Genomic DNA, 24,911 nt, shown 5'->3' on the forward strand with positions numbered 1-24,911 from the left:
AGCCCTATCATGGATAGAGCTTTATTAAAAATCAATACGTTGTATTAATTATTAGATCCCATACTTCACACGATAGGCTTCCATCTTCGCCAAAGCCTCTTTTTCACCTTTGGCATCCAGATAATTCATTAAATCTTTCATCGTAATTAAGGCATGTACCGGAATTTCTAGCTCTTTTTGAACTTCTTGAATCGCAGACAAATCACCCTGCCCTTTTTCCTGACGATCTAGCGCGACCAGTACACCGGCAATTGTGGCACCCGCATTTTTTAAAATGGTCACCACTTCACGAATTGCTGTACCTGCGGTAATCACATCATCAATAATCCAGACTTTTTTACCTTCAACCGACGCACCGACCAATACACCACCTTCACCATGATCTTTGGCTTCTTTGCGGTTAAAACCCCAAGGCACACTCACGCCATGATTTTGCGATAAAGCCACCGCCGTTGCCGCCACAAATGGAATACCTTTATAGGCTGGGCCAAAAATCACATCAACATTTTCGCATTCTGTTAACTTGGCTGCATAGCCTGAAGCCAGTAATGACAAGGCTTCGCCATCATTTAATAAACCGGCATTAAAAAAATAAGGACTCACGCGACCCGATTTTAAAGTAAACTCACCAAATTTAAGCACACCACGTGATAATGCGAGTTCGATAAAAGCTTGAGGGTTAAATGTCGCTTGCGTTGACATGAGGTGCTCCAAAATTCATAAATTGAGGTAAGACCTGCGCATGATACCAAAGAGTAGCTATCCGAGTGATCAAAAAATTCTTCGTGTGGTTTCAATTAACGTCAATGGCCTGCGTTCTTCGGTCAGTAAAGGCCTGCTGGAGTGGATGGAAAAATCAGAGGCTGATGTCATCTGCATTCAGGAAAGCCGTCTGACCCATGCGCAGTGGACTGATAAATTCAAACCGGAAGGCTGGTATACCCATCTGTTCGCAGCTGAACGTCCGGGCTATGCCGGCACCGCCATTTACAGCCGCCTGCCATTTGTGTCTATTCAGGATGGTTTAGGCTTTGAACTGGCCGACTCCCAAGGCCGTTTTGTCACGGCAGAATTTGATTTAGGGCTGGGTTATCCGGTGCATATCTGCTCACTGTATCTGCCATCGGGTTCATCGGGTGAAGAAGCACAAGCCCGTAAAGACCACTTCCTCGAAGAATATACAAAAATCCTGAAACAATGGCGCGATGAAAATAAATCGATCATTGTCTGCGGCGACTACAATATCGTGCATAAACGTATTGATATTAAAAACTGGTCAGGCAACCAGAAATCTTCCGGCTGTTTACCGCATGAACGTGCCTGGCTCGATCATATCTATGATGATCTGGGCTATGTCGACACCTTCCGTGAAGTGCGCAAAGAAGCCGAACTGTATTCCTGGTGGTCGAACCGTGGTCAAGCCCGTGCCAAGAACGTTGGCTGGCGGATTGACTATCATGCCTGTTCACCGGACTGGAAAGCACGTACCGTCAATGCCTGGGTCTATAAAGACGAATGGTATAGCGATCATGCCCCGGTGATTATTGATTATAAACTCAACTAAAAACCTTCCTATTGAGTGAACAATTGTTCACTCAATAGAGGTTTATTTCCGACATATTTTGTCGTCATTCAGACCTTTATCTGCTTTTTAAATCGGCGCATTATTGCAGCACGGCAAAGGGACAGTGTCAGGATGACAGCAAAGGGACAGGAAGCCGTAGGATGCAAATAAACAAAGCCATGATGGTCTTTGTTTCAAGGATGTGACATCGGACGTTGTAGTGAGACCCGCATAATCAGGATGATTAAATGCGGGTTTTCTACATCTGGGCTTTTATTTTTTATATTGGCTATTTGCTTTTCGTTTTTTTCTTAGCACGAATAATTCTTATCAAATGCTGTCTTGTTTTTCTGCCACTATTATGGCGCGGTAGCGTTGCATTTTAATGACGGTTTAATTTCAGAACCATGAACTCAATATTTATACCCGCTATAGTGCAAAACCAATTTTTTGGTTAATCTCTTGAGCATTGTGTTTCTTGCTGGAATCCGCTTTATGCTTAAAATTTATGGTATTAAAAACTGCAACTCCATGAAAAAAGCCTTTGATCTGCTCAATGAACTGGGCCTGGCTTATGAATTTCATGATTATAAAAAACAGGGTATTGATGCAGAAACGCTAAAACACTGGCTGGATGCTGAAGGTCAGGACAAAATTCTGAATAAAAAAGGCACCACCTGGCGCAAGCTGTCGGAAGCGGAACAGGCACAAGCCCTGTCCAGCGAAGCAGATTTAATTGAAGCCTTACGCACTCACAACAGCCTGATCAAACGTCCTGTGCTGGCCACCGCAGACGGCTTTATTGTTGGTTTTGATGAAACCGCCTATCGCGCCTTAAACGGATAAATTCTTTTTATCTACCTTTTACTTATCCGTTAAAAATCAAAAAGCCTGATGCATCTGCATCAGGCTTTCTGGTTTAATCCGTTTCTATTAGCTGGCTTATTTCACACGAACCCAGGTCTGGTTACGACCCAGCGCTGCTACGCCAATATAGCCACGCAATTGTAATTTCTGCCCGCCATCAGCCAGTTGACCTTTTAACTTGTAGGTTTTACCTGATTGCGGATCCAGAATTGAACCGCTGTCATAGTTGGTACCACCCGAATTCTTTAAACCACGTACAATGGTTAAACCTTTCAAGGATTTGTTTTTGTAAGGTCCTTCACATTTTGTACAGGCATTTTCTTCACCCGGCGTTAAAATGGACTGAATTGTTGCAGTTAACGTGCCATTTTTCTGCTCGGTAAATTTGACGGTTGCTTTTGCTTGCTTGGTTTTGTCATCAATTGTTTTCCAGACAGTACCATTTAGCGGATCAGCAGCATTCGCCAAAGCTGTTAAACCCATTAATCCTAATGCCAGTGCAATTTTTTTCATTTTTTTTGATTCCCTAGTCTAGTGTTAGACAGCCTTAGTATTAAAAAGTCACTACAAATTTGCAATTTTTGAATGTGACCATTTAGTGTAACCTTGTAAATTGTGTTGGTAAATACGCAAGCACAGGCCAAAATCAAGAACAAGATGGAAGAACAATGAAGATCAACCCGTTATTGAAACAAATTTTCACAGAAGGCTTTTTAAAAACCACCATCCGCCTGCCAAGCCAATATAATTTACCGCATAATCCGCTGCGTTTCGCCCTCGAACAGATGTGCCGGCTGTTTCCGACCAATAAAACTGTCGAAGTCCGCGCTTTACGTCTGGCTGGCCTGAAAGCCGAAGAAATCAAGCCACAAGATGAAGCCACCCAGCTGATTTTCTATATTCACGGTGGCGCCTTTTATTTAGGGTCTTTAAATACCCATCGCCCATTTCTGACTGAACTGGCCGCCCGCACCCAGATGCAGGTGATTCATATCGATTATCCGCTGGCGCCTGAAAATCCATTCCCGGAAGCCTTAGAAGCAATTTTTGATGTCTATCAGACCCTGCTGGATCAGGGCGTACAGGCCAAAGATATTTTGCTGGCAGGAGATTCCTGCGGCGCCAATCTGGCGCTGGCCTTAGCCTTAAAAATCCGTGATGAACAGTTACCGCAAGTCAGCGGCCTCATGCTACTTTCACCATTTTTGGATTTAACCCTGACCAGTGAATCAATTCGTTATAACCGCAAACACGATGCCTTATTGTCGATTGAAACTCTGGAAACCGGGATTCAATACTATGTGCCACCGTCGGTCGATCGTGGTGATCCGCGTGTTTCGCCGCTATTTGATGATTTAACCGATTTACCACCAACCTTGGTGCAGGTGGGTTCTAAAGAACTGCTGCTGGATGATGCGCAGCGTTTTCGTGACAAGGCCGAACAGGCGGGCGTGAAGGTCAGTTTTAAACTGTATACCGGTATGTGGCATAACTTTATTATGTTCTCACCGTGGTTTGATGAAGCCAAAATGGCGCTGGCCGATTTAGCCGAATTTGCCCATCAGCAGGACCAAGATTAAAACGCCATAAAAAAAGGTCAGTAGAAACTGACCTTTTTTGTGATTAATGCAGCGCCGTAAAGCTTAGATTTTGGCAATCTGGTCTAATGCCGTAGTAATCGCCTGATCTTTAATATCGCTCATGCTAACCCCTTCAGCACGTACTACTTCAATATCACTGACACCGGTAAAGTTAAACACGGTTTTCAGGAATGCTTCCTGGAAATCAACCGGGCTTTGTTCGCCATAGACACCACCGCGGCTGCTGGCGATATACACTTTCTTGTCACCTGCCAGACCGACCGGGCCATTTTCGGTGTATTTAAAGGTACGACCTGCCACGCTAATCCGGTCAATCCAGGCTTTTAAAGTCGATGGCAGACCGAAGTTATACATGGCTGCGCCCACCACCACGACATCAGCATCTAGATATTGTTGCAGAATCTGTTCGCCTAAAGCGCTTTGCTCGGCATTTTGTCCCATTAAAATTTCAGCGGTTAAATGCGGAATGGTCTGTTCAGCCAGATCCAGATAGTCAACTTGGGCCGCTGTATTTTTCGCCTGTAGCTGGTTCACAATAGCTTTAGACAACTGACGTGATACAGAAGCGTCGCCTAAAATACTCGAGTCGATATGCAAAATTTTCATGGGAGAGAATCCTAAACTGTGATTTTTTCAATAGCGCCATTTTACTGCAGTTTAAAATAGAAATAAGTGATTTAAACAACACACACTGTTGCACCCATGCAACGATATTTTCCCGAAAAGTACAAAAAATAGCCATTACCAATTCTCTAAAATCATGATATGTTAGGTTTAATAAAATAATAAAAATGAGACTTTAGACGCTCATTTTTGGGGTCGTGATTCACGCATGAAAAGTCGCATTGCGCACAGTGCTGTGTCCACATTTAAATACAAAGTCACCCGTTATTTACTCGAAAAAGAAGTGGTGATGAACTGGAGCACGTTAAACAAATGTATTCTGATGCTGTTTCTGGGCAGCCTGATGCACGTGATCTGGGCCATCTGGAAAAGTGTGGTATTACTCACCCCGGAACTGTGGCGCTGGGTCAATCTGGCCTTGTTAAAACAGCAGCTGGTCATTAATTTATTCGGCCTGTTCGTGTTTATTGGCATGATTGGCATCTGCCACTACTTTCGCAAACAGGACTGGACCCGGCGCTATATGCCCTATATTGCGGTGGCCACCTTTGTGGTCAGTCTGTGCCGCGATGGCTATCTGGTCGGGGTGCTGAGTCCGGCCACTATGGTGACCTATATCAGTCTACCCACGGTCGGTCTGGTGCTGTTTGAACGCAGAATTGTCTATTCGGCCTTAATTCCGGCCACACTGTATCTGGTCAGCTGCGGTTATTTAAGCTTTTTCGGCCAGTTAACCTATGCACCTTTATTTTTATTAACCGACTTTCCTTATAAAAATGGCTTCTGGGTGCTGTCGATGCTGTTTTTTATTGTGCCGATTCTGCTGACCTGCCTGGTGCTGTTTGAAATTCTGCTGAGTCAGTGGCGCTATCGGGAGGCGCTGATTGCACATTTAAGTCAGGTCGATCCGCTCACCAATACCTTTAACCGGCGCAGTATCAACCAGTGTCTGGAACAACTGAACCACAAACAGGCACCCAGTTATGCAGTGATTCTGGTCGATCTGGATCATTTTAAGCAGATTAATGATGAGCATGGCCATCATAAAGGCGATGAAGCCTTGGTCCAAGTCTGTCATGTGCTGGCCGGCCATATCCGCGAGCAGGATGTGCTGGGCCGTTTTGGTGGCGAAGAATTTATTCTGGTCCTGAAACAGGCCACTGCGCACCAGGCCAAACAGGTGGCCGAGCGCTGCCGGCAGGCCATCACCCAGATTGAACTGTATGATGAACATAACCAGCCCATCCATTTTACCGCCAGCTTCGGGATTGCCTTATCGCACCACAATACCCCTTATGAAAAGCTGCTCAGTCAGGCCGATCAGGCCCTGTATCAGGCCAAAGCCTATGGCCGTAATCAGGTGGTGCTGTATCAGCCGCTGGAACCAGCAGCCTCTTAAGACTTAGCTAGAGGATGGTTCAGACTGATAAGGCTCCAGATAATTGACCCAGTCTTGTTCCTGTTTCGCGGCCTGTTCCCAGGCCTGCATTGCCGGATGTTGCAGCATGGTCTGCATATAATACTGGCTGTCTTCATTCACGGGCAGCGCATAGCTTTTCAAACGCCAGACCACCGGTGCATAAAAGGCATCAGCAATCGAGAAATCACCACAGAGAAAACCGCCTGGGTCCGGACGCTCAGACCAGATCTGACAGACACGGGCTACATCGTCACGTAAATCAGGTTGCTCAGCCCATAACGTCTGTCCGACTTCTGCCAGATCAGCGCGAATATTCATGCCGCAATGGTTACGCAGTGCCTGAAAACCGCTATGCATTTCAGCAGCCAAAGCGCGTGCCCGAGCCCGCTGTGCCCGACCAGCCGGCCATAGCTGGCGCTCCGGAAACTGTTCGGCCAAATATTCACAAATCGCCAGTGAATCCCAGACCATTAGCCCATCATGTACCAAGACCGGTACCTTGCCATTCGGGTTAATTGCCAGTACATCCTGTTTAAAATGGCCCGTGCCGCGTTCTTTAGGAAAAGGTAACAGCACTTCACGAAACGGCAGTTCAAAAGCAGTAAGGACCAGCCACGGCCGCATGGACCAGCTGGAGTAATTCTTGTTGGCAATGTACAGTTCCATCATGACTCATCCTCCTGTTGTTGTTTTTAATATTCACGATCGCTGGGCAGTGCCACCTGATGAGATCAAGGGATATGGCGCCAAAGCCTATACAAAGCGACTTAAAAGCTAAAGTTTAATGGGCGGACAGGCCTCGCGCTTATCCGCTGTGATCATCACCATCATGATAGCGTGATCTGCCAGCGCCTGTGTCGAGATCTGTAGCAATTCTGCTGCTAAACCAGATATAAAAACGGCCTGTGAACAGACCGTAAGCAGAATAAGTTGCAGCTCTCTAGCAGTCAGCGAGAGACTCTACTCCCCCGCTTTCTACAGCGCCATAACCAGAGCGCACTTAGAACAGGAAGGCCACACCTAAACCGGCATGATAACTTTTATCAGCGCCATTTAAATCAACACCGACACTGGCATCCAGCTGGGTACGCGCATTTAAGGCATAAATCAGGCCTGAACCCAAGGCATATTCCACCTTCTGGCTTTCTGCTTTGTGGTAAATAAACTCGGAGAACCCGGCCCATTTATCACTGAGCTGATATTGAATCCCCGGCACTGCCTGCAAAGCCCAATTGCTGTCCTGCCACTCATAACGCATGCTAATTGAGGTGGTCAGTAAATCATTATAGGCATAGGCCACTGCCGAGCTAAGGCTGTAAATATCCTCTTCGGCACTAAAACCGTCATTCCCGGTGGCAATCTGCGCTTCGGCCAGCACCGCCATCGACAGTTTTTCATCATCTAAATCAATGGCATGTTTCAGACCAATGCTGACATCCCCCAGACCATCTTCTTCAACCGACTGGCCAGCACTTTTTACCCGGCTCCAGCCCGGACCCTGCCAGCCCAGCTGTAATTCTAGATTGTCTGCCAGACCGGTACGCAACAAGGTATCGGCGTGCACCTGAGTGATTTCCTGCGTCAGACCATTGTCATCTTTGGTTTTCTGATAGTGCGCATTGGCCAGCGCCTGCTCCCAGGCCAACTGGCCGACCGGCGTAATTCCGGTGCTCATGCCCACACCCGGACGGTCAAATGCAAACTCGGCGGCAAAGACCTGACTGCTGACTGCAGTCGCCACCATCACACCCAATAATTTCAATGCTGACATAGTATTTATCTCAATTTTAAGCCAATTCTTTGGTCATTTTCGCGCCATGGGCACGGAGCAGTTCTAAGGTTTGCTGTTCTTCAGGCAAGGCTTCAGCCCAGTTAATTTCATCAAAGTCGCAATCAAAGAATAAATCACTGATGGATGACAAAATGGTCAGGCCATCTTCATCTTTACGGTTTGGATCGACGTTTTCTTCAAGCAGGCGCTTTACCGCAGGTGCACAGGCGGCACTGGCGGCGTCCCATAACGGGCCATAGACTTCTTCCGCATCCCACAAATGCAAATTGACCTTGGCCTGAATTAACGCGTCCAGAATTTCCATATGGACGGCCAAATCCTGCTGTTTTTGTGCTTCATTGTGCGGCTGGCCCGCCTCATAGGCCTCGCAAATGGCTTCCCACCACTGAAACAGGCCATCAGACCAGACTGAAATTACCGGGCCTTTTTCAGGATCAATAAAATTCGGATCAAGCCCCGCGGCCAGAAGTTGTTGCACTTGGGCCTGATCTAGTTCTTCTATGGCTTGCACCAAGCGTTGTTGTTGTGCCGTTAACATGCAGAGAGCTCTCTTCAATCAAATCAATTTCGTTCTATTATGCCCAATTCAGTGAAAATTGTTTAAGCGAAATGTAATCTTGTCGCATGAATTTGCTATAAAAAAAGCCCCGATACTGGGGCTTTTCTGCTTTTCAGCCAATACCTGTCTTATTCGTCGACATCGGTATCTAGGTCAACTCGACCCGGCTGTCCACCACGCGGATGTTCTTTTTTCTCAAAGACATGCTCCAGACTACGTTTTAAACGGTCAATGGCGCCATGAATTGCGGTATCGACATTATGACCACGATGATTGACCACCACAGGCTTCAAGCCGGCCGGGCGCGCTTCAATCATACATTTGATGTCATCATCTCCGCCTTTGTCCCCGTTTTCATCACTTAAATGTACGGAAAAATGGGTAATACGCTCACTATGGCGTTTAAATTCATCACTTAGCTCTGCACGTACGTAACTAATTAATCGTTCGCTACCTTGGATGTTCTTATCTGTACGGATTTCAATATTCATAATCTCATCCTCTCTTTCTTTCGTTTTCTGAATCTTTTTTGTGCAAAACTATTTTATCTTGGCACGTTTGTCGCTTGCTGTTTCCCAGCATATTGAACATCTTCAACCTAATTTGGACGCTACCCTCCACATTGAACGATGAACACTTTTGAGTTTGAGTCTGCAGAACCGTGTCCTTATACTTTGAATATCGGGCCTAACTCAAAAATATGCAAGCAATATTTGATAAAAATTAGCAAAAGGATAACCTGTTGTGACAACTGCTTACTTGCGTGGCCAGGCACTGATTGACTCAATCCGCTCTGCCCCTTATTCACGTGATTTAATTGGCTATCATGGCCAGCCGCCACATCCGCAGTGGCCGAATCAGGCACGAATTGCGGTGCAATTTGTATTGAATTATGAGGAAGGTGGCGAAAATCATATTGAACATGGCGATGCCGGTTCCGAGCAGTTTTTATCTGAAATTGTCGGTGCGGCCAGTTTTCCAGCCAGACATATGTCGATGGATTCGATGTACGAATATGGCTCGCGGGCCGGTTTCTGGCGTATTCATCAGGAATTTCAGCGACGTCAGTTACCGATGACCATTTTTGGGGTCGGTATGGCGCTGGCACGAAATCCGTATGTGGTCGAGGCCATTCAGCAGGCCGACTATGATGTGGTGTCGCATGGGCAACGCTGGCTGCATTATCAGAGCATGGACATGGCCACTGAACGCCAGCATATGGATCAGGCGATCAGTGTCTTGGAAACCCTGTTTGGTCATGCACCCATTGGCTGGTATACCGGCCGCGACAGTCCCAATACCCGCCAGTTACTGGCCGAATTTCCACAAATTCAGTATGACTGTGATTATTATGGCGATGATTTACCGTTCTGGCAGACGCTGACCAATGCCCAGGGCCAGTCACGGCCGCATTTAATTATTCCCTACACCCTCGACAGCAATGATATGAAATTTGCCGCTGCAGCCGGCTTTAATAGCGGCGAGCAGTTTTATCAATACCTGAAAGATGCTTTTGATGTGCTTTATGCCGAAGGAGAAACTGCACCTAAAATGCTCTCGATTGGTATTCACTGCCGTCTTTTGGGGCGCCCGGGACGCTTTAAAGCCCTGCAACGCTTTTTGGACTATATTCAGTCGCATCCACAGGTCTGGATTTGCCGCCGCGGTGATATTGCTGCGCATTGGTATCGCCATCATGCACCAGAACCCGTCAAATAAAGAAAAACTCGTACTGGACTTGTGCAGCTTTAGCCGTCTCAGTGAAAAATTGTCTTTTCACCGAAATTTGGCACTGATATTGCACTTTTAGCAACAAAATTAAATGTAATGATGAGACCCTTACTGTGCAACTGGATCAATTTAATCAGGCCCCTGAAGCTGAGATTCACCAATTCTTGCAGCAATGTGTACACATTCCGGCATGGGCAACTGCCATTGTCCAACAGCGTCCTTTTGAGAGTATCGAGCAACTTTTAGAGTTTTCACGGCAGCTGGCCAGCCACTGGAGCTGGCCTGAGATTCAGGCCGCACTCGCAAACCATCCTCGAATTGGTGAGAAACAGGCACAACAAGAGCTTACGGCACAGGAGCAGGTATTTTCAGCCCGGGAACAGGCTGCCGTCCAGCTCAATAGCGACACCCAGCAGGCACTTTTACAAGCTAATCTGGCCTATGAAAAAAAATTCGGATTTATTTTCCTGATTAAAGCCTTTGGCTTGAGCAGTGAAGATATTCTGCAAGCCCTGCAGTATCGTCTGCTGAATGATGCCGACACTGAACAGCGCATTGTGCAGCAGCAACTCTCAGACATTGCCTTACTGCGTTTAAGCCAGGAGCTTCAGCCATGATCAGTACCCATATTTTAGATACCCATTTGGGACAACCGGCTGCCAGCGTGAAAATCCGGCTGTTTAACCAGCAGCAACAGCTACTGGCTGAAGCCGAAACCAATGCCGATGGCCGGGTTACGGCCACCGATTTTGCTTTGGCCGACTGTCCGGAAGGCTCATATAGTCTGGAGTTTTATACTGCGACCTATTTTGAGCAAAAAGGCCTAGACAGCTTCTTTCCTAAAGTGGTGATTTACTTCCAGATTAAGGAGGCGACACAGCATTATCACATCCCGTTATTGATCAGTCCTTTTGCCTATTCGACCTATCGCGGCAGCTAAATTTGGTCGGAAAATTGCCAATAAAAAGTTAAATTTGGCTTTATTTTTGCTTAATAACCTGTATCCTTGACACGCTTTTTGGGGAAGACGAAGACACCGTTATGAAACTTACGCAACTTGCTGCACTTTGTGCATTCTCAACCGCTGCTGCCTTCACTCAGGCGAGTCCTATTGTATGGCAAGACTTTAGCTTGACTGGTCTTTATGGTGAAAACTACGAGTTAGGCACTGAAGACCGTACCACCTTAACTGCTGAATACGCAGCTAAACTGAAATATGCAGATGTATTCTTCTTTGTTGACCAGCAATGGGATGGCAACAATGACGATTTAACTTACTTTGAATTGGCACCACGTTTAAGCCTAGGCGAAGTGACTGGTCAAAATCTGGCATTTGGTCCAGTGAAAGATGTGTTAGTCGCAACAACTTGGGAGCACAACGCAGGGCACGGTGGCAACCCTGAGTTCAACAACTTCTTATATGGCGTTGGCTTTGCTTTAGATATTCCATATACCCAATATGCGAACATCAACTTCTATCGTGCTGATAATGATACGACAGATGATGATTATCAAATGACCATCACCTATGCTGTACCATTTAAACTGGGCAATGAAGACTTCCTGGTTGATGCCTTCCTGGACTGGTCAACTGCTGAAGGTACTCAGCATGCCAGCGAATTAAACTGGACTTCTCAGTACAAATGGAATGTGGGTAAACACATTTCTCCAGAAACACGTTTATACGTGGGGGTTGAACACTCAGTATGGAACAACAAATATGGCCGGAAAGGTAAAGACCAGAATGATGTCAGCGCACTGGTGAAATACCACTTCTAAGTCATTTACATGACATAAAAAAGCAGGACTCCGGTCTTGCTTTTTTTTATGTCCGCAGCGGCATGATAATGCGCTTATTCCTACCCTGATGTACTGCTTATGCGCTTTCATCTTCGTCCTGCCACCGAACACGATCTTGCTGCCATTCAGGCGATTTATAACCCGGAAGTGCTACAGCATGTAAACACCTGGAATGAACAGCCCTTTGATCTGGCACATTTCCAGCATTGGTTCCAGCAATTACAAAAACAGAATTTTCCCCTGCTGGTGGCCGAACATCTGGACACCGGACAAATTGCCGGCTATGCCGATTATTCTACCTTCCGCAGCATCAGCGGTTTTAAACATACAGTCGAACATTCGGTGTTTATTGACCGTCAATTCAGCCGGCAGGGTTTGGGCAAACAGTTGATGCAAGCCTTAATTCAACATGCGCAGGCGCATCAGGTTCATGTGATGGTGGCCGCCATTGACCATGACAATAGCGGTTCAATGGCCTTGCATCAGCAATTAGGTTTTCAGCATTGCGGCTATATGCCCCAAGTTGGAAAAAAATTTGGTCAATGGCGTGATCTGGTACTAATGCAACTCATTCTGGATCCAGCACCAGAGCAGACAGCATCAACACCAGTCGATTGACCTGTATTTCTTGAAAAGCATCCTGCACAGAAAGTTTAATCCAGCGGATTACCGACTATATTGCTGATAATGCCTTTCATGATATGTGGCCCCTGCTCTTGGCGCAGTTCGGCATACCAGGCTTCCGTCACCTGCTGGTCTTTCATATGCGTAACATCACAGCGTTTACGCGCGCGCAGCACCAGCTCATTGGCGCGCTCATTACGTTTATTCTGGTAGCGGCTTAAGGCATCCTGCACACCCAAGGTATTAATTTGTAAGGCACGTGCCAAATAAATGGCATCTTCCATGGCCTGACAGCCGCCCTGTCCAATATCTGGCGTGGTGCTATGTGCGGCATCTCCCACCAGCACCACCCGGCCTTTATAAAAATTGGCAAACGGTTCAATATCATGAATTTCCACACGATTGGTGCGCTGTTCGTCAATTGAGTCAATCAGCTGCTGCACCTGCGGACACCAGCCCTGAAAATACTGTTTTAACAGTGTTTTATACTGGCTGCGGTCATTCTCCAGTCCGGCCGCTAGCGGCACATCAAAGAAGAAATAAAAACGCTGATCGGCCACTGGCATCAGGGAAGCGCGCTTGCCTTCCCCGACAAAGGTGGTCCACTGATTGGCCGGGGCCAGCTGTTCAGATACCTCCACCAGCCCATTCCAGTTGACATAGCCGGCATAACGGCGTGCGACAGTTTCATCCAGTACATAGGCGCGGGTTAAAGAGTGGGTACCATCGGCCCCGACCAGCAGTTCGGTTTGTAGCTGTGTGCCATCGGCAAAGCTGACCGTCACCTGCGAGCCATCTTCCTGTAACGCCACCATTTTCTTGCCTAAATAGATGTGCTCGCGACCAAATGCATCCATCAGCATATTTTGCAGTTCCGCGCGCGACACCGGATACGGACGCTGCCCGACTTCTTCAATTAACGGCGTCAGGCTGAACTGGGTCATCACATCACCGCTCAGGCCATCGACATAGGCCAGATGATCCATCTGCCCGCCTAGCTCGGCCACCTGCTCGGTCAGTCCGAGGTAATTCAGGCACTTCACCCCATTGGACCACAGGGAAATGGCCGCGCCCACCGGAAGAATCTGCTCAGCCTGTTCATAAATACGCACTTCATGGCCAAACTTTTTTAGTGCAATCCCTGTGGTTAATCCGCCAATACCTGCACCAATAATTGTAATTTTCATTTTTCCTCCCAAGGCTTGCCTGTCAAAACTGAACAGCTGAAGCGAAAAACGTGCCATTTCATGCTTAGCCTGGGTCGCATGGCCAGAAGTTGGCACAGGCTGTGCTTCTACCCGTAGCAATAGGCCTGCTGTACAAGCCAAATCTGGCGCCACTGCCTGATTTCGATGCACGGCCGTGCCTGCTGTGAATGAACAATAAATGGAAGAGAATTATGGCCACTTTAATTGCACCAACATTTGACCTACCGCCCCAGCTTCAAACACTAACCAACCTGGCAGATACCCGTATTGGTGCAAAAGTTATTGAATGTTCAGATGATTTTTTTGCCGATGCGCAGCGTATGCTGCAATTTGCAGCACCAGTATTTGTGGAAGATAAATTTGATGATCATGGCAAATGGATGGACGGCTGGGAAACCCGCCGCAAGCGCCATGCCGGTTATGACTGGGCCATTGTCCAGTTAGGTGTGGCTGGCAAAATTCAGGCGCTGGATATTGATACCACCTTTTTTAGCGGTAACTATCCCGCTTCAGCCAGTGTCGAAGCCTGCTATGCGCCACAAGGCAATCTGGAGCAGGCCGAATGGCAGCCACTTTTAGCCAACAGTATTTTGGGACCCAGCCAGCATCATCTATTTGAAGTCAGCTCTGATGCGGTCTATACCCATGTGCGTCTGAATATTTTCCCCGATGGCGGTGTGGCACGTTTTCGCGTATATGGCGAGGTGAAAATTCAGACCACAGATCATCAGGGTACGCTGGATTTACTGGCGCTTGAAAATGGCGGCCGGGTAGTTGCCTATAGCGATGCTCACTTTGGCCATCCACGGAACCTGATTAATCCGGGTCGTAGCATCAATATGGGCGATGGCTGGGAAACCAAACGCCGCCGCACGCCCGGCTTTGACTGGTGTATTCTGGCTTTGGGACAGGCCGGCCAGATTGAAAAAATTGATATCGACACCGCCCATTTCAAGGGCAACTACCCGGCAGAAGTGTCGATTCAGGCCGTCTATATTGAAGATGCCACCGATCCGCAACTGATTCCACAAAGCATGTTCTGGCCATTTTTACTGGAGGCGCAGCCCATGCAGATGGACCATGTGCATTCCTTTATCGAGCAGATTTTAAAGCACGATAAAATCTCGCATATCCGGGTCAATATGATTCCCGACGGCGGTATCAGCCGGATTCGCCTCTGGGGCACACTGGTAGACTAACGCACCAGCGTCGCTGTTGGCCCACTCCACAGGCTGACAGCGACCTCCATCTCTACCAGTTGATGATGACCATAAAAATACCCGCCCTGGAACTCTCAAACAACATGAAAAATACCATTCAGATTCAAGCATTGACCCTGGACAATTTTGCCCCTTTTGGTGAAGTGATTAGCTGTCAGGGACATGACTATTTTCATATTAACCATGCCCAAACCGAGCGTTATCATGCGCTGGCCATGACGGAAATTCTTGGTGAAGCACAAGCAGGCATTAGTATTTTCCGCAATATCCAGAGTACCCAAATACCGTTTCAGGTAGCAATGCTGGAGCGCCATCCTCAAGGCTCGCAGGCTTTTATTCCGATGCAGGGGCAAGCGTTTTTGGTGGTGGTGGCACCGGGTTTAAATACAGATGAGCCGGACATCAGCCAGCTTCAAGCATTTATTAGCGATGGTTCACAAGGCGTGAATTACCGCGCCGGAACCTGGCATCATCCCCTGCTAACGCTGGAGGCACCTAGCGATTTTGCCGTGATTGACCGGATTGGCTCTGGTCCCAACTGCGATGTGTATGAATTCAACTCACCCATCCAGATTGTTTCTACCCAGATTTAATTCTCCATTTGGTATAAAAAATAAGCCAGCTTGCCCTTTACAAGCCCAGTATGTGCATGTTTTAGTCAGTACTCTGCCAGTCCGTTGAAATACGCATGTCTAAAGCCGACCTGATGGTTCTGATCTTTTGTGTCATTGCTGCCCTGTTACACGGGATCAGCGGCTTCGGCTTTCCTATGGTCAGTACCGCGGCCATCTCCACCTTGTACCCGCTGTCGACCACGGTAGCCTTTGTACTATTACCCTGCCTGATCCTGAATCTGTTTTTACTCAATAGCGACCCCGAACGCAGCTTTCCTCAGGCGCTGCGCTATTATTCCGGTCAATATTGGGGCCTGATTATCAGCAGTCTGATCGGAAGTGTATTCGGTGTGCAGTTACTGCTACATCTAAATGATGGCTATCTCAAACTGCTGATGGGGCTGTTTATTTTATGGTATGTGCTGGATCAGTTTCGCAGCCAGCCCCTGCGCATTCAGGCCAGTCTGAAAAACATGCTGCTGTTTGGTCTGCTGGCCGGTGTGATCGGCGGAGCCACCAATGCCATGGCACCCTTTCTGATGATGTACCTGCTGAGTACCGAACACAGCAAAACCGAAATTGTGCTGATCAGCAACTTGAATTTTGCGGTCAGTAAACTGATTCAGCTGCTGCTGCTTTACCCGGTGATGCTGCAATTTAAATCTGAACAATGGTCCTTACTGGGCTTATTAACCGTGGTGTCGCTGCTCGGGGTCTGGGCGGGCGGCCAGTTACGTGCCCATATTTCCCAGCAGAAATTTCGCTGGCTGATTCTCAGCTTACTGGCCGTGCTCGGCGGCTCAGCCCTGTGGCAAGCTGTGCAACTCCTCAGTCAGAACCCGCATTTTTTTGTGGTTTAATCTTCACTTAGCTGCAAAATAATCAATTTATACTTTGCCTCCCTGCTTGAAAAATATTAAATAATAGGCCGATTACTCTAATTCCTATAAATCTATAAAAGGATCGTATATGAATACAGATACGTTAAAACCACCGGTCGAGGCCGCGCCGAAAGGCATTGTCAAAGGCTGGATTATTATTGTCATTGCCGCCCTGCTTTCTTGGGGCTTTTACCATATTTTGCCCTATGATGATTATGCCAATAAAGGCCTGAGCCTGCTGCTGTTTATCGGGATTTTATGGCTGACTGAAGCGGTGCATATCACCATTACCGCGCTGCTGGTGCCGGTGCTGGCCGTAGCGCTTGGCATGCCGATTGAAAATGCCAGCAAAGAACTGGTACCGATGACCACCACGCAGGCGCTGCGGACTTTTGCTGACCCGGTCATTTTCCTGTTCTTTGGTGGTTTTGCCTTGGCCACTGCCCTACATATCCAGAAACTGGACCGTAAAATTGCGATGTGGATTATTTCCATGTCTGGCGGGCATTTGGGGATTTCAGTGCTGGCCATTTTTGCCGTCACAGCTGCACTGTCGATGTGGATTTCCAATACCGCCACCGCAGCGATGATGCTCCCGCTGGCTTTGGGTCTGCTGTCGCACCTAGATTCAACCAAAGAGCGCTCTACCTTCGTCTTTATTCTTCTCGGGATTGCCTATTCGGCCAGTATTGGCGGCCTGGGAACGCTGGTCGGTTCACCACCGAATGCGATTGCTGCCAAAGCACTGGACTATGACTTCGCCGACTGGATGAAAATCGGTTTGCCGATGATGCTGATTTTACTGCCAGCCATGTTAATCAGTTTATATCTGGTGTTGCGTCCGAAACTGAACCAGAAAATTCATTTTGAAACTGAAGTGATTCCATGGAACCGGACCCGTATCGCGACCATGATTCTGTTTATCTGTACCGCAATTGCCTGGATTTTTGGCAAAAAACTCAGCGAGAACTTTGGTATTTCATCTCCGGATACCTGGACTGCACTGGTCGCCGCCTGTCTGGTGGTGATTTTAGGTACAGCCACTTGGAAACAGGTTTCTGAAAACACCGACTGGGGGGTGTTACTGCTGTTTGGTGGTGGTTTAACCTTAAGTGCGATGTTAAAAGATTCAGGTGCATCGCTGGTACTGGGTCAAACCGTTGCAGATGTATTTGGTACGGCATCACCGCTGGTGATTATTTTTGTGGTGACCATTTTCATTATTTTCCTGACTGAATTTACCAGTAACACCGCTTCTGCTGCACTGTTGGTACCGGTCTTTGCCGCCATTGCCGACCAGATGGGTATGCCAAAAGAAATTCTGGTGATTATTATTGGTATTGGTGCATCGTGTGCCTTTATGTTGCCTGTAGCAACACCGCCAAATGCAATTGTGTTTGGGTCCGGTCATATCAGACAGCGTGAAATGATGAGTGTGGGGATGGTGTTAAACATCCTGTGTACCTTCATTATTGCGCTGTTCGTGTACTGGTTCTTTAGCTAAACGCTCAGCATCCATCTAAAAGAGCACTGATTTCAGTGCTCTTTTTTTGTTTAAATTTTACCTATACTTAGACTATGATCTAAGCCATCAATAAGAATGACACGGGGATTTTTATGGCCAAGTTTTTAAACACCAGTGCAACCAACTTTTTTCTAGAAGAACTGATTAAGAATGCCAAAGAGCGTTTAATTCTGATTAGCCCCTATTTACGACTTAATGACCGGATTAAAGAATTACTCGAAGATAAAGATCGGCTCAAAATTGACATCCGTATTGTGTATGGCAAAAGCGATCTGCATCCAGAGGAAATCAAATGGTTGCAAAAACTGGATTATGTCCGCTTAAGCTTCTGCAAGAACCTGCATGCAAAATGCTATCTGAATGAATCGGAATGTATTATTTCCAGCCTGAATTTATATGAATTCAGCCAGATTAATAACAATGAAATGGGAATTCTGGTTCGCAAATACGAAGATGATGAAGTATTTAAAGATGCCTATGAAGAAGCGCAGCGCATTATTCGGATTAGTGATGAAGTCCGCATTAGCCTCGATGAAGTGAAAGCAGATGCTGTGGTGGCCGAAGCAGAGCGTGGCGAAGAAAGCTCGACACTGACCAAACTCACCACTTCCAAACTGGCTGCAAAACATAAGCTGAAAACCGCAGATATACTGGAGAAATTAACCACAAAAGGCTTCCTGACCTTAAACGAAAATGGCAAACACTTTTTAACTGAACAGGGTAAAAGTAGTGGGGGTGAGTTCAGATCCAGTCAGTATGGTGGGTATTTTTTATGGAATGAAAATACGGAAATTGAATGACAATTTCCCTCTCCTTTTCGGAGACAGGGAGAGGTGAAATTAAAGCCTCCAAACCTCCCTTCTTGCGCTGCAAGATCAAGCCGTGCTGATCTCTTGCTCAGGGAGGCTTTGACTTGTTAAATCCCTCCAACCTCCCCTTGAGAGAGGGAAATTAAATCGCCACCAACTCCCGAATCCCTTTCTCCGGCATTTCCCTACCAGCACCTTGTGCAATCACCCGGCCACGGGCCATCACGGTATAGCCATCGGCCAGCTCTTCGGCAAAATCATAGAACTGCTCGACCAGCACAATTGCCATTTCTCCACCATCAGCCAGTTTACGAATCACCCGGCCAATATCTTTAATAATCGACGGCTGAATACCCTCGGTTGGCTCATCCAGAATTAATACCTTCGGTTCAGAAGCCAGCGCGCGGGCAATTGCCAATTGCTGCTGCTGACCACCGGATAAATCTCCGCCGCGGCGCTGCTTCATTTCATCCAGAACCGGAAAAATCTCGTACAGATGTTCCGGCACTTTCCGGGTTTTCGCGCCTTTAAATTTCGCCATCCCAATCAGGATATTTTCCTCGACCGTTAAGGTTGAAAAAATATCGCGGCCTTGTGGCACATAGGCCAAACCTTCACGCACGCGCTGCTCCGGACTAAGCCTGGAAATATCTTTGCCATCCAGCAGAATCTGCCCGGACTTAATCGGCAAAATGCCCATCAAACATTTCAGTAACGTGGTTTTGCCCACGCCGTTACGCCCCAGCACCACTGAACATACGCCGACCGGAGCCTGAAACGATACATCGCGCAGGATATGACTGCCCCCATAAAACTGATTGACGTCTTTGACTTCTAGCATCGCGGTCTCCTTAACGTCCCAAATATTTTTCAATCACATCTTCATTGGCCTGAACTTCGGCCAATGTACCCTCTGCCAGAATGGCACCCTGTGCCAGCACCGTGACTTTTTCACTGATGGTGTCAATAAAGCTCATGTCATGCTCAACCACAATCAAGGTATGATTTTTCTTCAGTTCCAGACACAGCTCCGCGGTACGTTCGGTTTCGGCATCGGTCATGCCTGCCACCGGTTCATCCAGCAAAATCAGCTTGGGGCGCTGCATCAACAGCATGCCAATTTCCAGCCACTGCTTCTGACCATGCGACAGCAATCCGGCTGGTTTATGTACAAATTCCTGCAAACGGATTTGCGCCAGCGATTCTTCCAGCGCCTGTTGGGCATCGGGATCGAGCTTGCTAAACAGGCTTTTTTTCACCCGTTTATCTTTCGGCGCGGCCAGCAGCAGGTTTTCCATCACGGTAAAATTTTCAAATACCGTGGGTTTCTGGAACTTGCGTCCAATTCCGGCCTCGGCAATCTGTTCGGTGCTCATCTTGGCTAAATCATAGGTCTGGCCAAAAAAGGCACTGCCTTCGGTGGGACGGGTTTTACCGGTAATCACATCCATTAACGTGGTTTTACCGGCACCATTGGGTCCAATGATGCAACGTAATTCCCCTTCTTCGATATACAAAGACAAGTCATTTAAGGCACGAAAGGCATCAAACCACACGCTGACTTTTTCCAAATACAGCGCAATACCGTGGCTAAAATCTGCGCCCTGTTCCTTGGGACGGCCATAACCTTCAGCAGCATGGCCGCCATGAGCTTGCAACAGTTCACTCATTCGCTCCGCTCCTTTTTAAAACGGTCAAACAGACCAATAATCCCTTTCGGCAGGAAGATGGTCACCACAATAAACAGCGCCCCTAAAATCAGTAACCACGCCTCTGGGGAAGCAGCGGTGAAATAGGTTTTGGCCGCGTTAATCACACCCGCGCCGAGCAAAGGCCCAATTAAGGTGCCACGACCACCCGCTGCGACCCAGACCGCCATTTCAATTGAGTTGACCGGGTTCATTTCACTCGGGTTGATGATGCCGGCCTGTGGCACATACAGCGCCCCGGCAATACCCGCGATCACCGCAGACAGTACCCAGGCCGACAGCTTGTACCACAGCGTGCGATAGCCCAGATATTGCAGACGGTTTTCACTGTCACGAATCGCACCCAGCACACGGCCATAAGGCTGATTCATCAGATGACGCAGCCCGATAAAGCACAGCAGCAGCACCAGCGCGGTGATAAAACACAGGCTGGCCCGCATCGGCGCCGAGGTAATATCCATGCCCAAAATAGTTTTAAAGCCGGTAAAACCATTGTTGCCGCCGAAACCGGTTTCATTACGGAAAAACAGCAGTGCGGCAGCAAAGGTCATGGCCTGGGTGATAATCGAGAAATACACGCCCTTGATTTTGGAGCGAAAAGCAAAGAAGCCAAACACAAAGGCAATGATGCCCGGCACTAAAACAACAAGTGCAAGCGACCAGAGGAAATGTTCCGTACCAACCCAGAACCACGGCAACTCGGTCCAGCTTAAGAAACGCATAAAGTCTGGCAGCCCATCACCCGCGGATTGGCGCATCAGGTACATGCCAAACGCATAACCGCCCAGAGCAAAGTACAGGCCATGACCCAAACTTAAAATACCGGCATAGCCCCAGACCAGATCCAAGGCCAAAGCCACCAGTGCCAGACACATGATTTTGCCAATCAGGGTGACCCAATAAGCCGACAGATGCAGTGCCGAATCACTCGGCAACAGATGCAGCCACGGCAACAGCAGTAAAACTGCAAAACAGGCAGCAATGGCTGCTCCACTATAGGGTTTATCGGAAAGTAAATGTGTGATCTTCATGCGCTTACTCCACAAAACGGCCTTTGATGGCAAACAGACCTTGTGGGCGTTTTTGAATAAACAAAATCACAAGAACCAGAAGAATAATTTTGGCCAGTACTGCACCCATGCCAATTTCCAGCGCAGTCCCGCTAATACCCAGACCCAGTGCTGCCAGTACCGCACCCCAGACCTGACCAACCCCGCCAACTACCACCACCAGGAAGGCATCAATAATGTAGTTCTGCCCCAAATCCGGGCCGACATTTCCGACCTGCGCCAAGGCACAACCGGCTAGTCCAGCCAGACCAGAACCCAGACCAAAAGCCATCATGTCGATGCGGCTGGAACGAATTCCGACGGCACGTGCCATCTGACGGTTTTGGGTTACAGCCCGCACAAACAGACCAAAACGGGTTTTATTGAGTAAATAGACCAGTAACAACAGCACGGCGATGGTAAAGACAATAATTGCGATACGGTTATACGGCAGCATCAGGCTTGGGCTAATGGAAATGCCGCCAGACAGCCAGGCAATATTGGACACCTCCACGTTTTGTGCGCCAAAGATCATCCGCACCAATTGCATTAAAATCAGACTCACCCCAAAGGTGGCCAACAGAGTTTCCAGCTGACGGCCATAGAGCGGACGAATTACCGTGCGTTCAATCAGCATGCCAATTAAAGCGCTGACCAGAAAGGCTGCCGGAATCGCCACGATCAGGTACCAGTCCAGATAACTGCCAAAATGGCTTTTAAACAGGCTTTGCACCACATAGGTGGTATAAGCGCCAATCATGATCAGCTCGCCATGCGCCATATTGATGACTCCGAGCAGACCATAGGTGATGGCCAGTCCTAACGCCGCCAGCAGCAAAATACTGGCGGTACTGAGCCCGGAAAATAGATGGCCGGCCCATTCACTGGCCTGTAAGCGGGTCTGAATGGCGCTTTTGGCCTCCAGCAACACGGCTTTCAGTTCCAGATTCAGATTCGGCTGTTGCAGCTCCTGCTCCACCATGGCCAGTACATCGGGACGGTTGGAATCGGCCAGTACCTGGGCGGCCTGAATTTTCACCAGCACATCTGGCTGCTGATAATCCAGCCGTGCTTTGAGCTGGGCCAGACGCGCCTTCACCTTATTATTCCGTTCCTGTAAATACAGGCGATTGATCTGCGCCAGCTGTAATTCAGACAGATTGCTTTCATAAATATCGACAGCTTCAAGGCGCTCAGCCGCATCTTCTGACTGCATTTTTGAATGCGCCAGCGCAAAGGTCAGCGCTTTCTGCAAGGTATTCACCAGCGTGACCTGCGCCAGATCACTTGGCCAGTCGCTAACCGGCTCCAGTGCCGGATAATGCAGTAAACGCTCATCCGATTCCAGAATATAGGTTTGACCATTGGCGCCGCTATAGAGCTGCTGCTGTTCAACATATTGTGCAAGCTGATCCAGCTGTTCGAGGCTGCCGGGCCACTGGTTCAGTAAGGCACGGCGGCTGGCGAAATCACCTTGCACAAATTGCTGGATGGCATCGGCCTGTGTCACAGCAACGGCTGTCTGTGTTTGCGGCTGTTCGGCCTGAGCCAGCTGTATCGATAAAACTTGGGCAAAAATCAGAAAAATAGCGGCGATATTCACGCGAATATTCATTTTATATCCCCCTATTGTGTGTCCTCTTTTTTATAAGAAGGCAGAGAAATCAAAAAAAACCTGCTGCCGAAGCAGCAGGCGTGATGTCAAACTTACTTCGGAAGATAAGGACTCCAAGGTTCTGCCTGCAGGGTTTGCGGGGTTTTATAGACAATATCAAACTGGCCATCGGCACGGATTTGCCCGATCATGACCGGCTTATGCAAGTGATGGTTTAACGTATCCATTTTTAAGGTATAACCAGAGGGTGCTTTAAATTCCTGACCAGCCATGGCTGCACGGACTTGATCCACCTCGGTAGTGCCGGCTTTTTCTACCGCCTGCTTCCACATATTGATGCCGACATAAGTCGCTTCCATCGGGTCATTGGTCACCAGCTTGTTGGCATTTGGCAGTTTATAATCGACTGCGTACTGCTTCATTTTGTTGGTGAACTCGGTATTGACCGGATTTTTTACCGACATAAAGTAGTTCCACGATGCCAAGTGGCCGACCAGTGGCTTGGTATCAATACCGCGTAATTCTTCTTCACCCACCGAGAACGCCATCACCGGAATATCAGAAGCTTTGATGCCCTGATTGCCCAGTTCACGGTAGAACGGCACATTGGAATCGCCATTGATGGTGGAAATGACCGCAGTCTTTTTCCCGGCCGAGAATTTTTTAATATTGCTGACAATGGTCTGATAGTTACTGTGCCCAAACGGGGTGTACTCTTCCATAATGTCCGCATCAGCAATGCCTTTTGATTTCAGGAAAGCACGCAGAATCTGGTTGGTGGTCCGTGGATAGACATAATCCGTTCCTAGCAGCACAAAACGTTCGGCCTGACCGCCCTCTTCACTCATCAGATATTCCACTGCCGGAATCGCCTGCTGGTTAGGTGCTGCGCCGGTATAGAAAATATTTTTCGACTGTTCCTGACCCTCATATTGCACCGGATAGAACAGCAGACCATTCAGCTCTTCCACCACCGGCAGTACCGATTTACGTGATACTGAAGTCCACGCACCAAAAATGACCGCAACCTTATCCTGAGTAATCAGCTGGCGCGCCTGCTCTGCAAACAGTGGCCAGTCAGAGGCCGGATCAACCACCACAGGTTCCAGCTTTTTGCCCAGCACCCCGCCATTGGCATTAATTTCATTGATTGCCATTAGCGCGGTATCTTTCAGCGAGGTTTCTGAAATGGCCATGGTGCCGGACAAGGAATGCAGGATGCCGACTTTAATGGTTTCACCGGTGCTGGCCGCTGGCTGGGCTGTGCTGGCACTGTCGCTACTTTCGGTCGATTTTGAGCAGCCGCTGAGTACCACAACCCCGGCCATGCTGGCCACTAACATACTTTTTGAAAACAGATTGCGCTGGAACTTCATGAATTTCTCCACACTTATGCAGCACCTGAACACGGTGCCTGTTGTTCTATGACTGCAGCGGATAATTCAATTTCTATGCCAAACGCAAAAATGACAGGCAGATCTAGACGGGACAAGTAAGATTTAAATCATAAAAATTAGTTACTTATATTAATATAAAAAATGAAGCATAGCCCTTCAGCTACGCTGCACTGATCAGCACCACATACACCCAAGCAGAGTGCGCTCTAGAGTTTTTAGAGATATTGAAGGCTAAGGAGGCGCAAAAGTGAACAAAAAAAGTGCAACCCTATCCAGCCGGATTGCCTCATTTTGGAGAAAAA

The 24,911-nt window shown here is 48.0% G+C and carries 27 protein-coding genes; 14 read left to right on the forward strand and 13 right to left on the reverse strand.

Annotation, left to right across the window (positions count from 1 at the left end):
- Positions 1-51: 51 nt before the first annotated feature.
- On the reverse strand, positions 52-702 hold the full coding sequence (pyrE, locus tag ACPEPR_RS07320) for an orotate phosphoribosyltransferase (RefSeq protein ID WP_075175540.1): 651 nt from the start codon (positions 700-702) through the stop codon (positions 52-54).
- A gap of 40 nt (positions 703-742) precedes the next feature.
- Between pyrE and ACPEPR_RS07325 the strand changes: the two genes are divergently transcribed.
- Together ACPEPR_RS07325 and ACPEPR_RS07330 are read left to right on the forward strand one after the other, a co-directional pair.
- Complete coding sequence (locus tag ACPEPR_RS07325) at positions 743-1,564, forward strand: exodeoxyribonuclease III (RefSeq protein ID WP_075167278.1); 822 nt, start codon at positions 743-745, stop codon at positions 1,562-1,564.
- Between the two features lie 495 nt (positions 1,565-2,059).
- Positions 2,060-2,410 carry a Spx/MgsR family RNA polymerase-binding regulatory protein gene (locus ACPEPR_RS07330; protein ID WP_016658732.1) on the forward strand — a complete coding sequence of 117 codons (351 nt, stop codon included), beginning with the start codon at positions 2,060-2,062 and terminating at the stop codon, positions 2,408-2,410.
- Positions 2,411-2,506: 96 nt separating this feature from the next.
- Here ACPEPR_RS07330 and ACPEPR_RS07335 read toward each other — a convergent pair whose 3' ends face one another.
- Positions 2,507-2,944 (reverse strand): DUF2147 domain-containing protein, encoded by a 438-nt coding sequence (locus tag ACPEPR_RS07335; protein WP_005180835.1) that lies wholly within the window; start codon positions 2,942-2,944, stop codon positions 2,507-2,509.
- Positions 2,945-3,099: 155 nt separating this feature from the next.
- On the opposite strand from ACPEPR_RS07335, the gene ACPEPR_RS07340 reads away from it, so the two are divergent.
- On the forward strand, positions 3,100-4,011 hold the full coding sequence (locus tag ACPEPR_RS07340; protein ID WP_104513183.1) for an alpha/beta hydrolase: 912 nt from the start codon (positions 3,100-3,102) through the stop codon (positions 4,009-4,011).
- A 63-nt stretch (positions 4,012-4,074) separates the two neighbouring features.
- Here ACPEPR_RS07340 and ACPEPR_RS07345 read toward each other — a convergent pair whose 3' ends face one another.
- Positions 4,075-4,638, reverse strand: coding sequence for an FMN-dependent NADH-azoreductase (locus ACPEPR_RS07345; RefSeq protein ID WP_005180838.1), 564 nt, complete (start codon positions 4,636-4,638; stop codon positions 4,075-4,077).
- 226 nt (positions 4,639-4,864) lie between these two features.
- Between ACPEPR_RS07345 and ACPEPR_RS07350 the strand changes: the two genes are divergently transcribed.
- On the forward strand, positions 4,865-6,055 hold the full coding sequence (locus ACPEPR_RS07350) for a GGDEF domain-containing protein (protein ID WP_423562224.1): 1,191 nt from the start codon (positions 4,865-4,867) through the stop codon (positions 6,053-6,055).
- Between the two features lie 3 nt (positions 6,056-6,058).
- On the opposite strand, the gene ACPEPR_RS07355 is transcribed toward ACPEPR_RS07350, so the two are convergent.
- The 4 genes from ACPEPR_RS07355 to ACPEPR_RS07370 form a co-directional block, all read right to left on the reverse strand.
- Positions 6,059-6,745 carry a glutathione S-transferase family protein gene (locus tag ACPEPR_RS07355; RefSeq protein WP_005180842.1) on the reverse strand — a complete coding sequence of 229 codons (687 nt, stop codon included), beginning with the start codon at positions 6,743-6,745 and terminating at the stop codon, positions 6,059-6,061.
- A 331-nt stretch (positions 6,746-7,076) separates the two neighbouring features.
- The gene (locus ACPEPR_RS07360) at positions 7,077-7,847 is read right to left on the reverse strand and encodes a transporter (RefSeq protein ID WP_171431555.1); all 771 of its coding nucleotides are present in this window, start codon (positions 7,845-7,847) and stop codon (positions 7,077-7,079) included.
- A gap of 16 nt (positions 7,848-7,863) precedes the next feature.
- Positions 7,864-8,406 (reverse strand): hypothetical protein, encoded by a 543-nt coding sequence (locus tag ACPEPR_RS07365; RefSeq protein WP_005180844.1) that lies wholly within the window; start codon positions 8,404-8,406, stop codon positions 7,864-7,866.
- Positions 8,407-8,555: 149 nt separating this feature from the next.
- Positions 8,556-8,918 carry an HPF/RaiA family ribosome-associated protein gene (locus ACPEPR_RS07370; RefSeq protein WP_005180845.1) on the reverse strand — a complete coding sequence of 121 codons (363 nt, stop codon included), beginning with the start codon at positions 8,916-8,918 and terminating at the stop codon, positions 8,556-8,558.
- Between the two features lie 253 nt (positions 8,919-9,171).
- Between ACPEPR_RS07370 and puuE the strand changes: the two genes are divergently transcribed.
- The 5 genes from puuE (at position 9,172) to ACPEPR_RS07395 (ending at position 12,576) form a co-directional block, all read left to right on the forward strand.
- Entirely contained in the window at positions 9,172-10,146 is a 975-nt protein-coding gene (gene puuE / locus ACPEPR_RS07375; protein ID WP_075168216.1) for an allantoinase PuuE, read from the forward strand.
- Positions 10,147-10,271: 125 nt separating this feature from the next.
- Positions 10,272-10,775 carry a 2-oxo-4-hydroxy-4-carboxy-5-ureidoimidazoline decarboxylase gene (gene uraD, locus ACPEPR_RS07380; protein WP_423562225.1) on the forward strand — a complete coding sequence of 168 codons (504 nt, stop codon included), beginning with the start codon at positions 10,272-10,274 and terminating at the stop codon, positions 10,773-10,775.
- Entirely contained in the window at positions 10,772-11,098 is a 327-nt protein-coding gene (gene uraH, locus ACPEPR_RS07385) for a hydroxyisourate hydrolase (RefSeq protein WP_242911845.1), read from the forward strand. Before uraD ends, uraH begins: the two co-directional genes overlap by 4 nt.
- A 101-nt stretch (positions 11,099-11,199) precedes the next feature.
- Positions 11,200-11,937 (forward strand): outer membrane protein OmpK, encoded by a 738-nt coding sequence (locus ACPEPR_RS07390; protein WP_423562226.1) that lies wholly within the window; start codon positions 11,200-11,202, stop codon positions 11,935-11,937.
- Positions 11,938-12,036: 99 nt separating this feature from the next.
- Complete coding sequence (locus tag ACPEPR_RS07395) at positions 12,037-12,576, forward strand: GNAT family N-acetyltransferase (RefSeq protein ID WP_180006659.1); 540 nt, start codon at positions 12,037-12,039, stop codon at positions 12,574-12,576.
- A gap of 35 nt (positions 12,577-12,611) precedes the next feature.
- On the opposite strand, the gene hpxO is transcribed toward ACPEPR_RS07395, so the two are convergent.
- Positions 12,612-13,769 (reverse strand): FAD-dependent urate hydroxylase HpxO, encoded by a 1,158-nt coding sequence (gene hpxO, locus ACPEPR_RS07400; protein ID WP_317306685.1) that lies wholly within the window; start codon positions 13,767-13,769, stop codon positions 12,612-12,614.
- Between the two features lie 212 nt (positions 13,770-13,981).
- On the opposite strand from hpxO, the gene alc reads away from it, so the two are divergent.
- The 5 genes from alc to ACPEPR_RS07425 all read left to right on the forward strand — a co-directional run bounded on the left by alc (position 13,982) and on the right by ACPEPR_RS07425 (position 18,830).
- Positions 13,982-14,989, forward strand: a complete 1,008-nt coding sequence (gene alc / locus ACPEPR_RS07405) for an allantoicase (protein ID WP_423562227.1) — start codon at positions 13,982-13,984, stop codon at positions 14,987-14,989.
- 104 nt (positions 14,990-15,093) lie between these two features.
- Positions 15,094-15,603, forward strand: a complete 510-nt coding sequence (locus ACPEPR_RS07410; protein ID WP_104491764.1) for an ureidoglycolate lyase — start codon at positions 15,094-15,096, stop codon at positions 15,601-15,603.
- A gap of 95 nt (positions 15,604-15,698) precedes the next feature.
- Positions 15,699-16,484, forward strand: a complete 786-nt coding sequence (locus ACPEPR_RS07415) for a sulfite exporter TauE/SafE family protein (protein WP_127801090.1) — start codon at positions 15,699-15,701, stop codon at positions 16,482-16,484.
- 109 nt (positions 16,485-16,593) lie between these two features.
- Positions 16,594-18,009: an SLC13 family permease gene (locus tag ACPEPR_RS07420; protein ID WP_168384477.1), complete on the forward strand. Its 1,416-nt coding sequence runs from the start codon at positions 16,594-16,596 to the stop codon at positions 18,007-18,009.
- A 113-nt stretch (positions 18,010-18,122) separates the two neighbouring features.
- Positions 18,123-18,830: a phospholipase D family protein gene (locus ACPEPR_RS07425; RefSeq protein WP_005180864.1), complete on the forward strand. Its 708-nt coding sequence runs from the start codon at positions 18,123-18,125 to the stop codon at positions 18,828-18,830.
- Between the two features lie 151 nt (positions 18,831-18,981).
- On the opposite strand, the gene urtE is transcribed toward ACPEPR_RS07425, so the two are convergent.
- The 5 genes from urtE to urtA all read right to left on the reverse strand — a co-directional run bounded on the left by urtE (position 18,982) and on the right by urtA (position 24,588).
- A complete protein-coding gene (urtE, locus tag ACPEPR_RS07430) occupies positions 18,982-19,680 on the reverse strand; it encodes an urea ABC transporter ATP-binding subunit UrtE (protein WP_423562228.1) in 699 nt (232 codons plus the stop codon).
- 10 nt (positions 19,681-19,690) lie between these two features.
- Entirely contained in the window at positions 19,691-20,509 is an 819-nt protein-coding gene (gene urtD / locus ACPEPR_RS07435) for an urea ABC transporter ATP-binding protein UrtD (RefSeq protein WP_423562229.1), read from the reverse strand.
- Complete coding sequence (gene urtC / locus ACPEPR_RS07440) at positions 20,506-21,579, reverse strand: urea ABC transporter permease subunit UrtC (protein ID WP_152342582.1); 1,074 nt, start codon at positions 21,577-21,579, stop codon at positions 20,506-20,508. The genes urtD and urtC overlap by 4 nt, the downstream gene beginning before the upstream one ends.
- Before the next feature lie 4 nt (positions 21,580-21,583).
- On the reverse strand, positions 21,584-23,212 hold the full coding sequence (gene urtB, locus ACPEPR_RS07445) for an urea ABC transporter permease subunit UrtB (protein WP_168400039.1): 1,629 nt from the start codon (positions 23,210-23,212) through the stop codon (positions 21,584-21,586).
- 92 nt (positions 23,213-23,304) lie between these two features.
- Entirely contained in the window at positions 23,305-24,588 is a 1,284-nt protein-coding gene (urtA, locus tag ACPEPR_RS07450) for an urea ABC transporter substrate-binding protein (protein WP_180061629.1), read from the reverse strand.
- Positions 24,589-24,911: the final 323 nt, after the last annotated feature.

The organism is Acinetobacter sp. AND/436, from assembly GCF_049546925.1.
GTDB lineage: Bacteria > Pseudomonadota > Gammaproteobacteria > Pseudomonadales > Moraxellaceae > Acinetobacter > Acinetobacter indicus.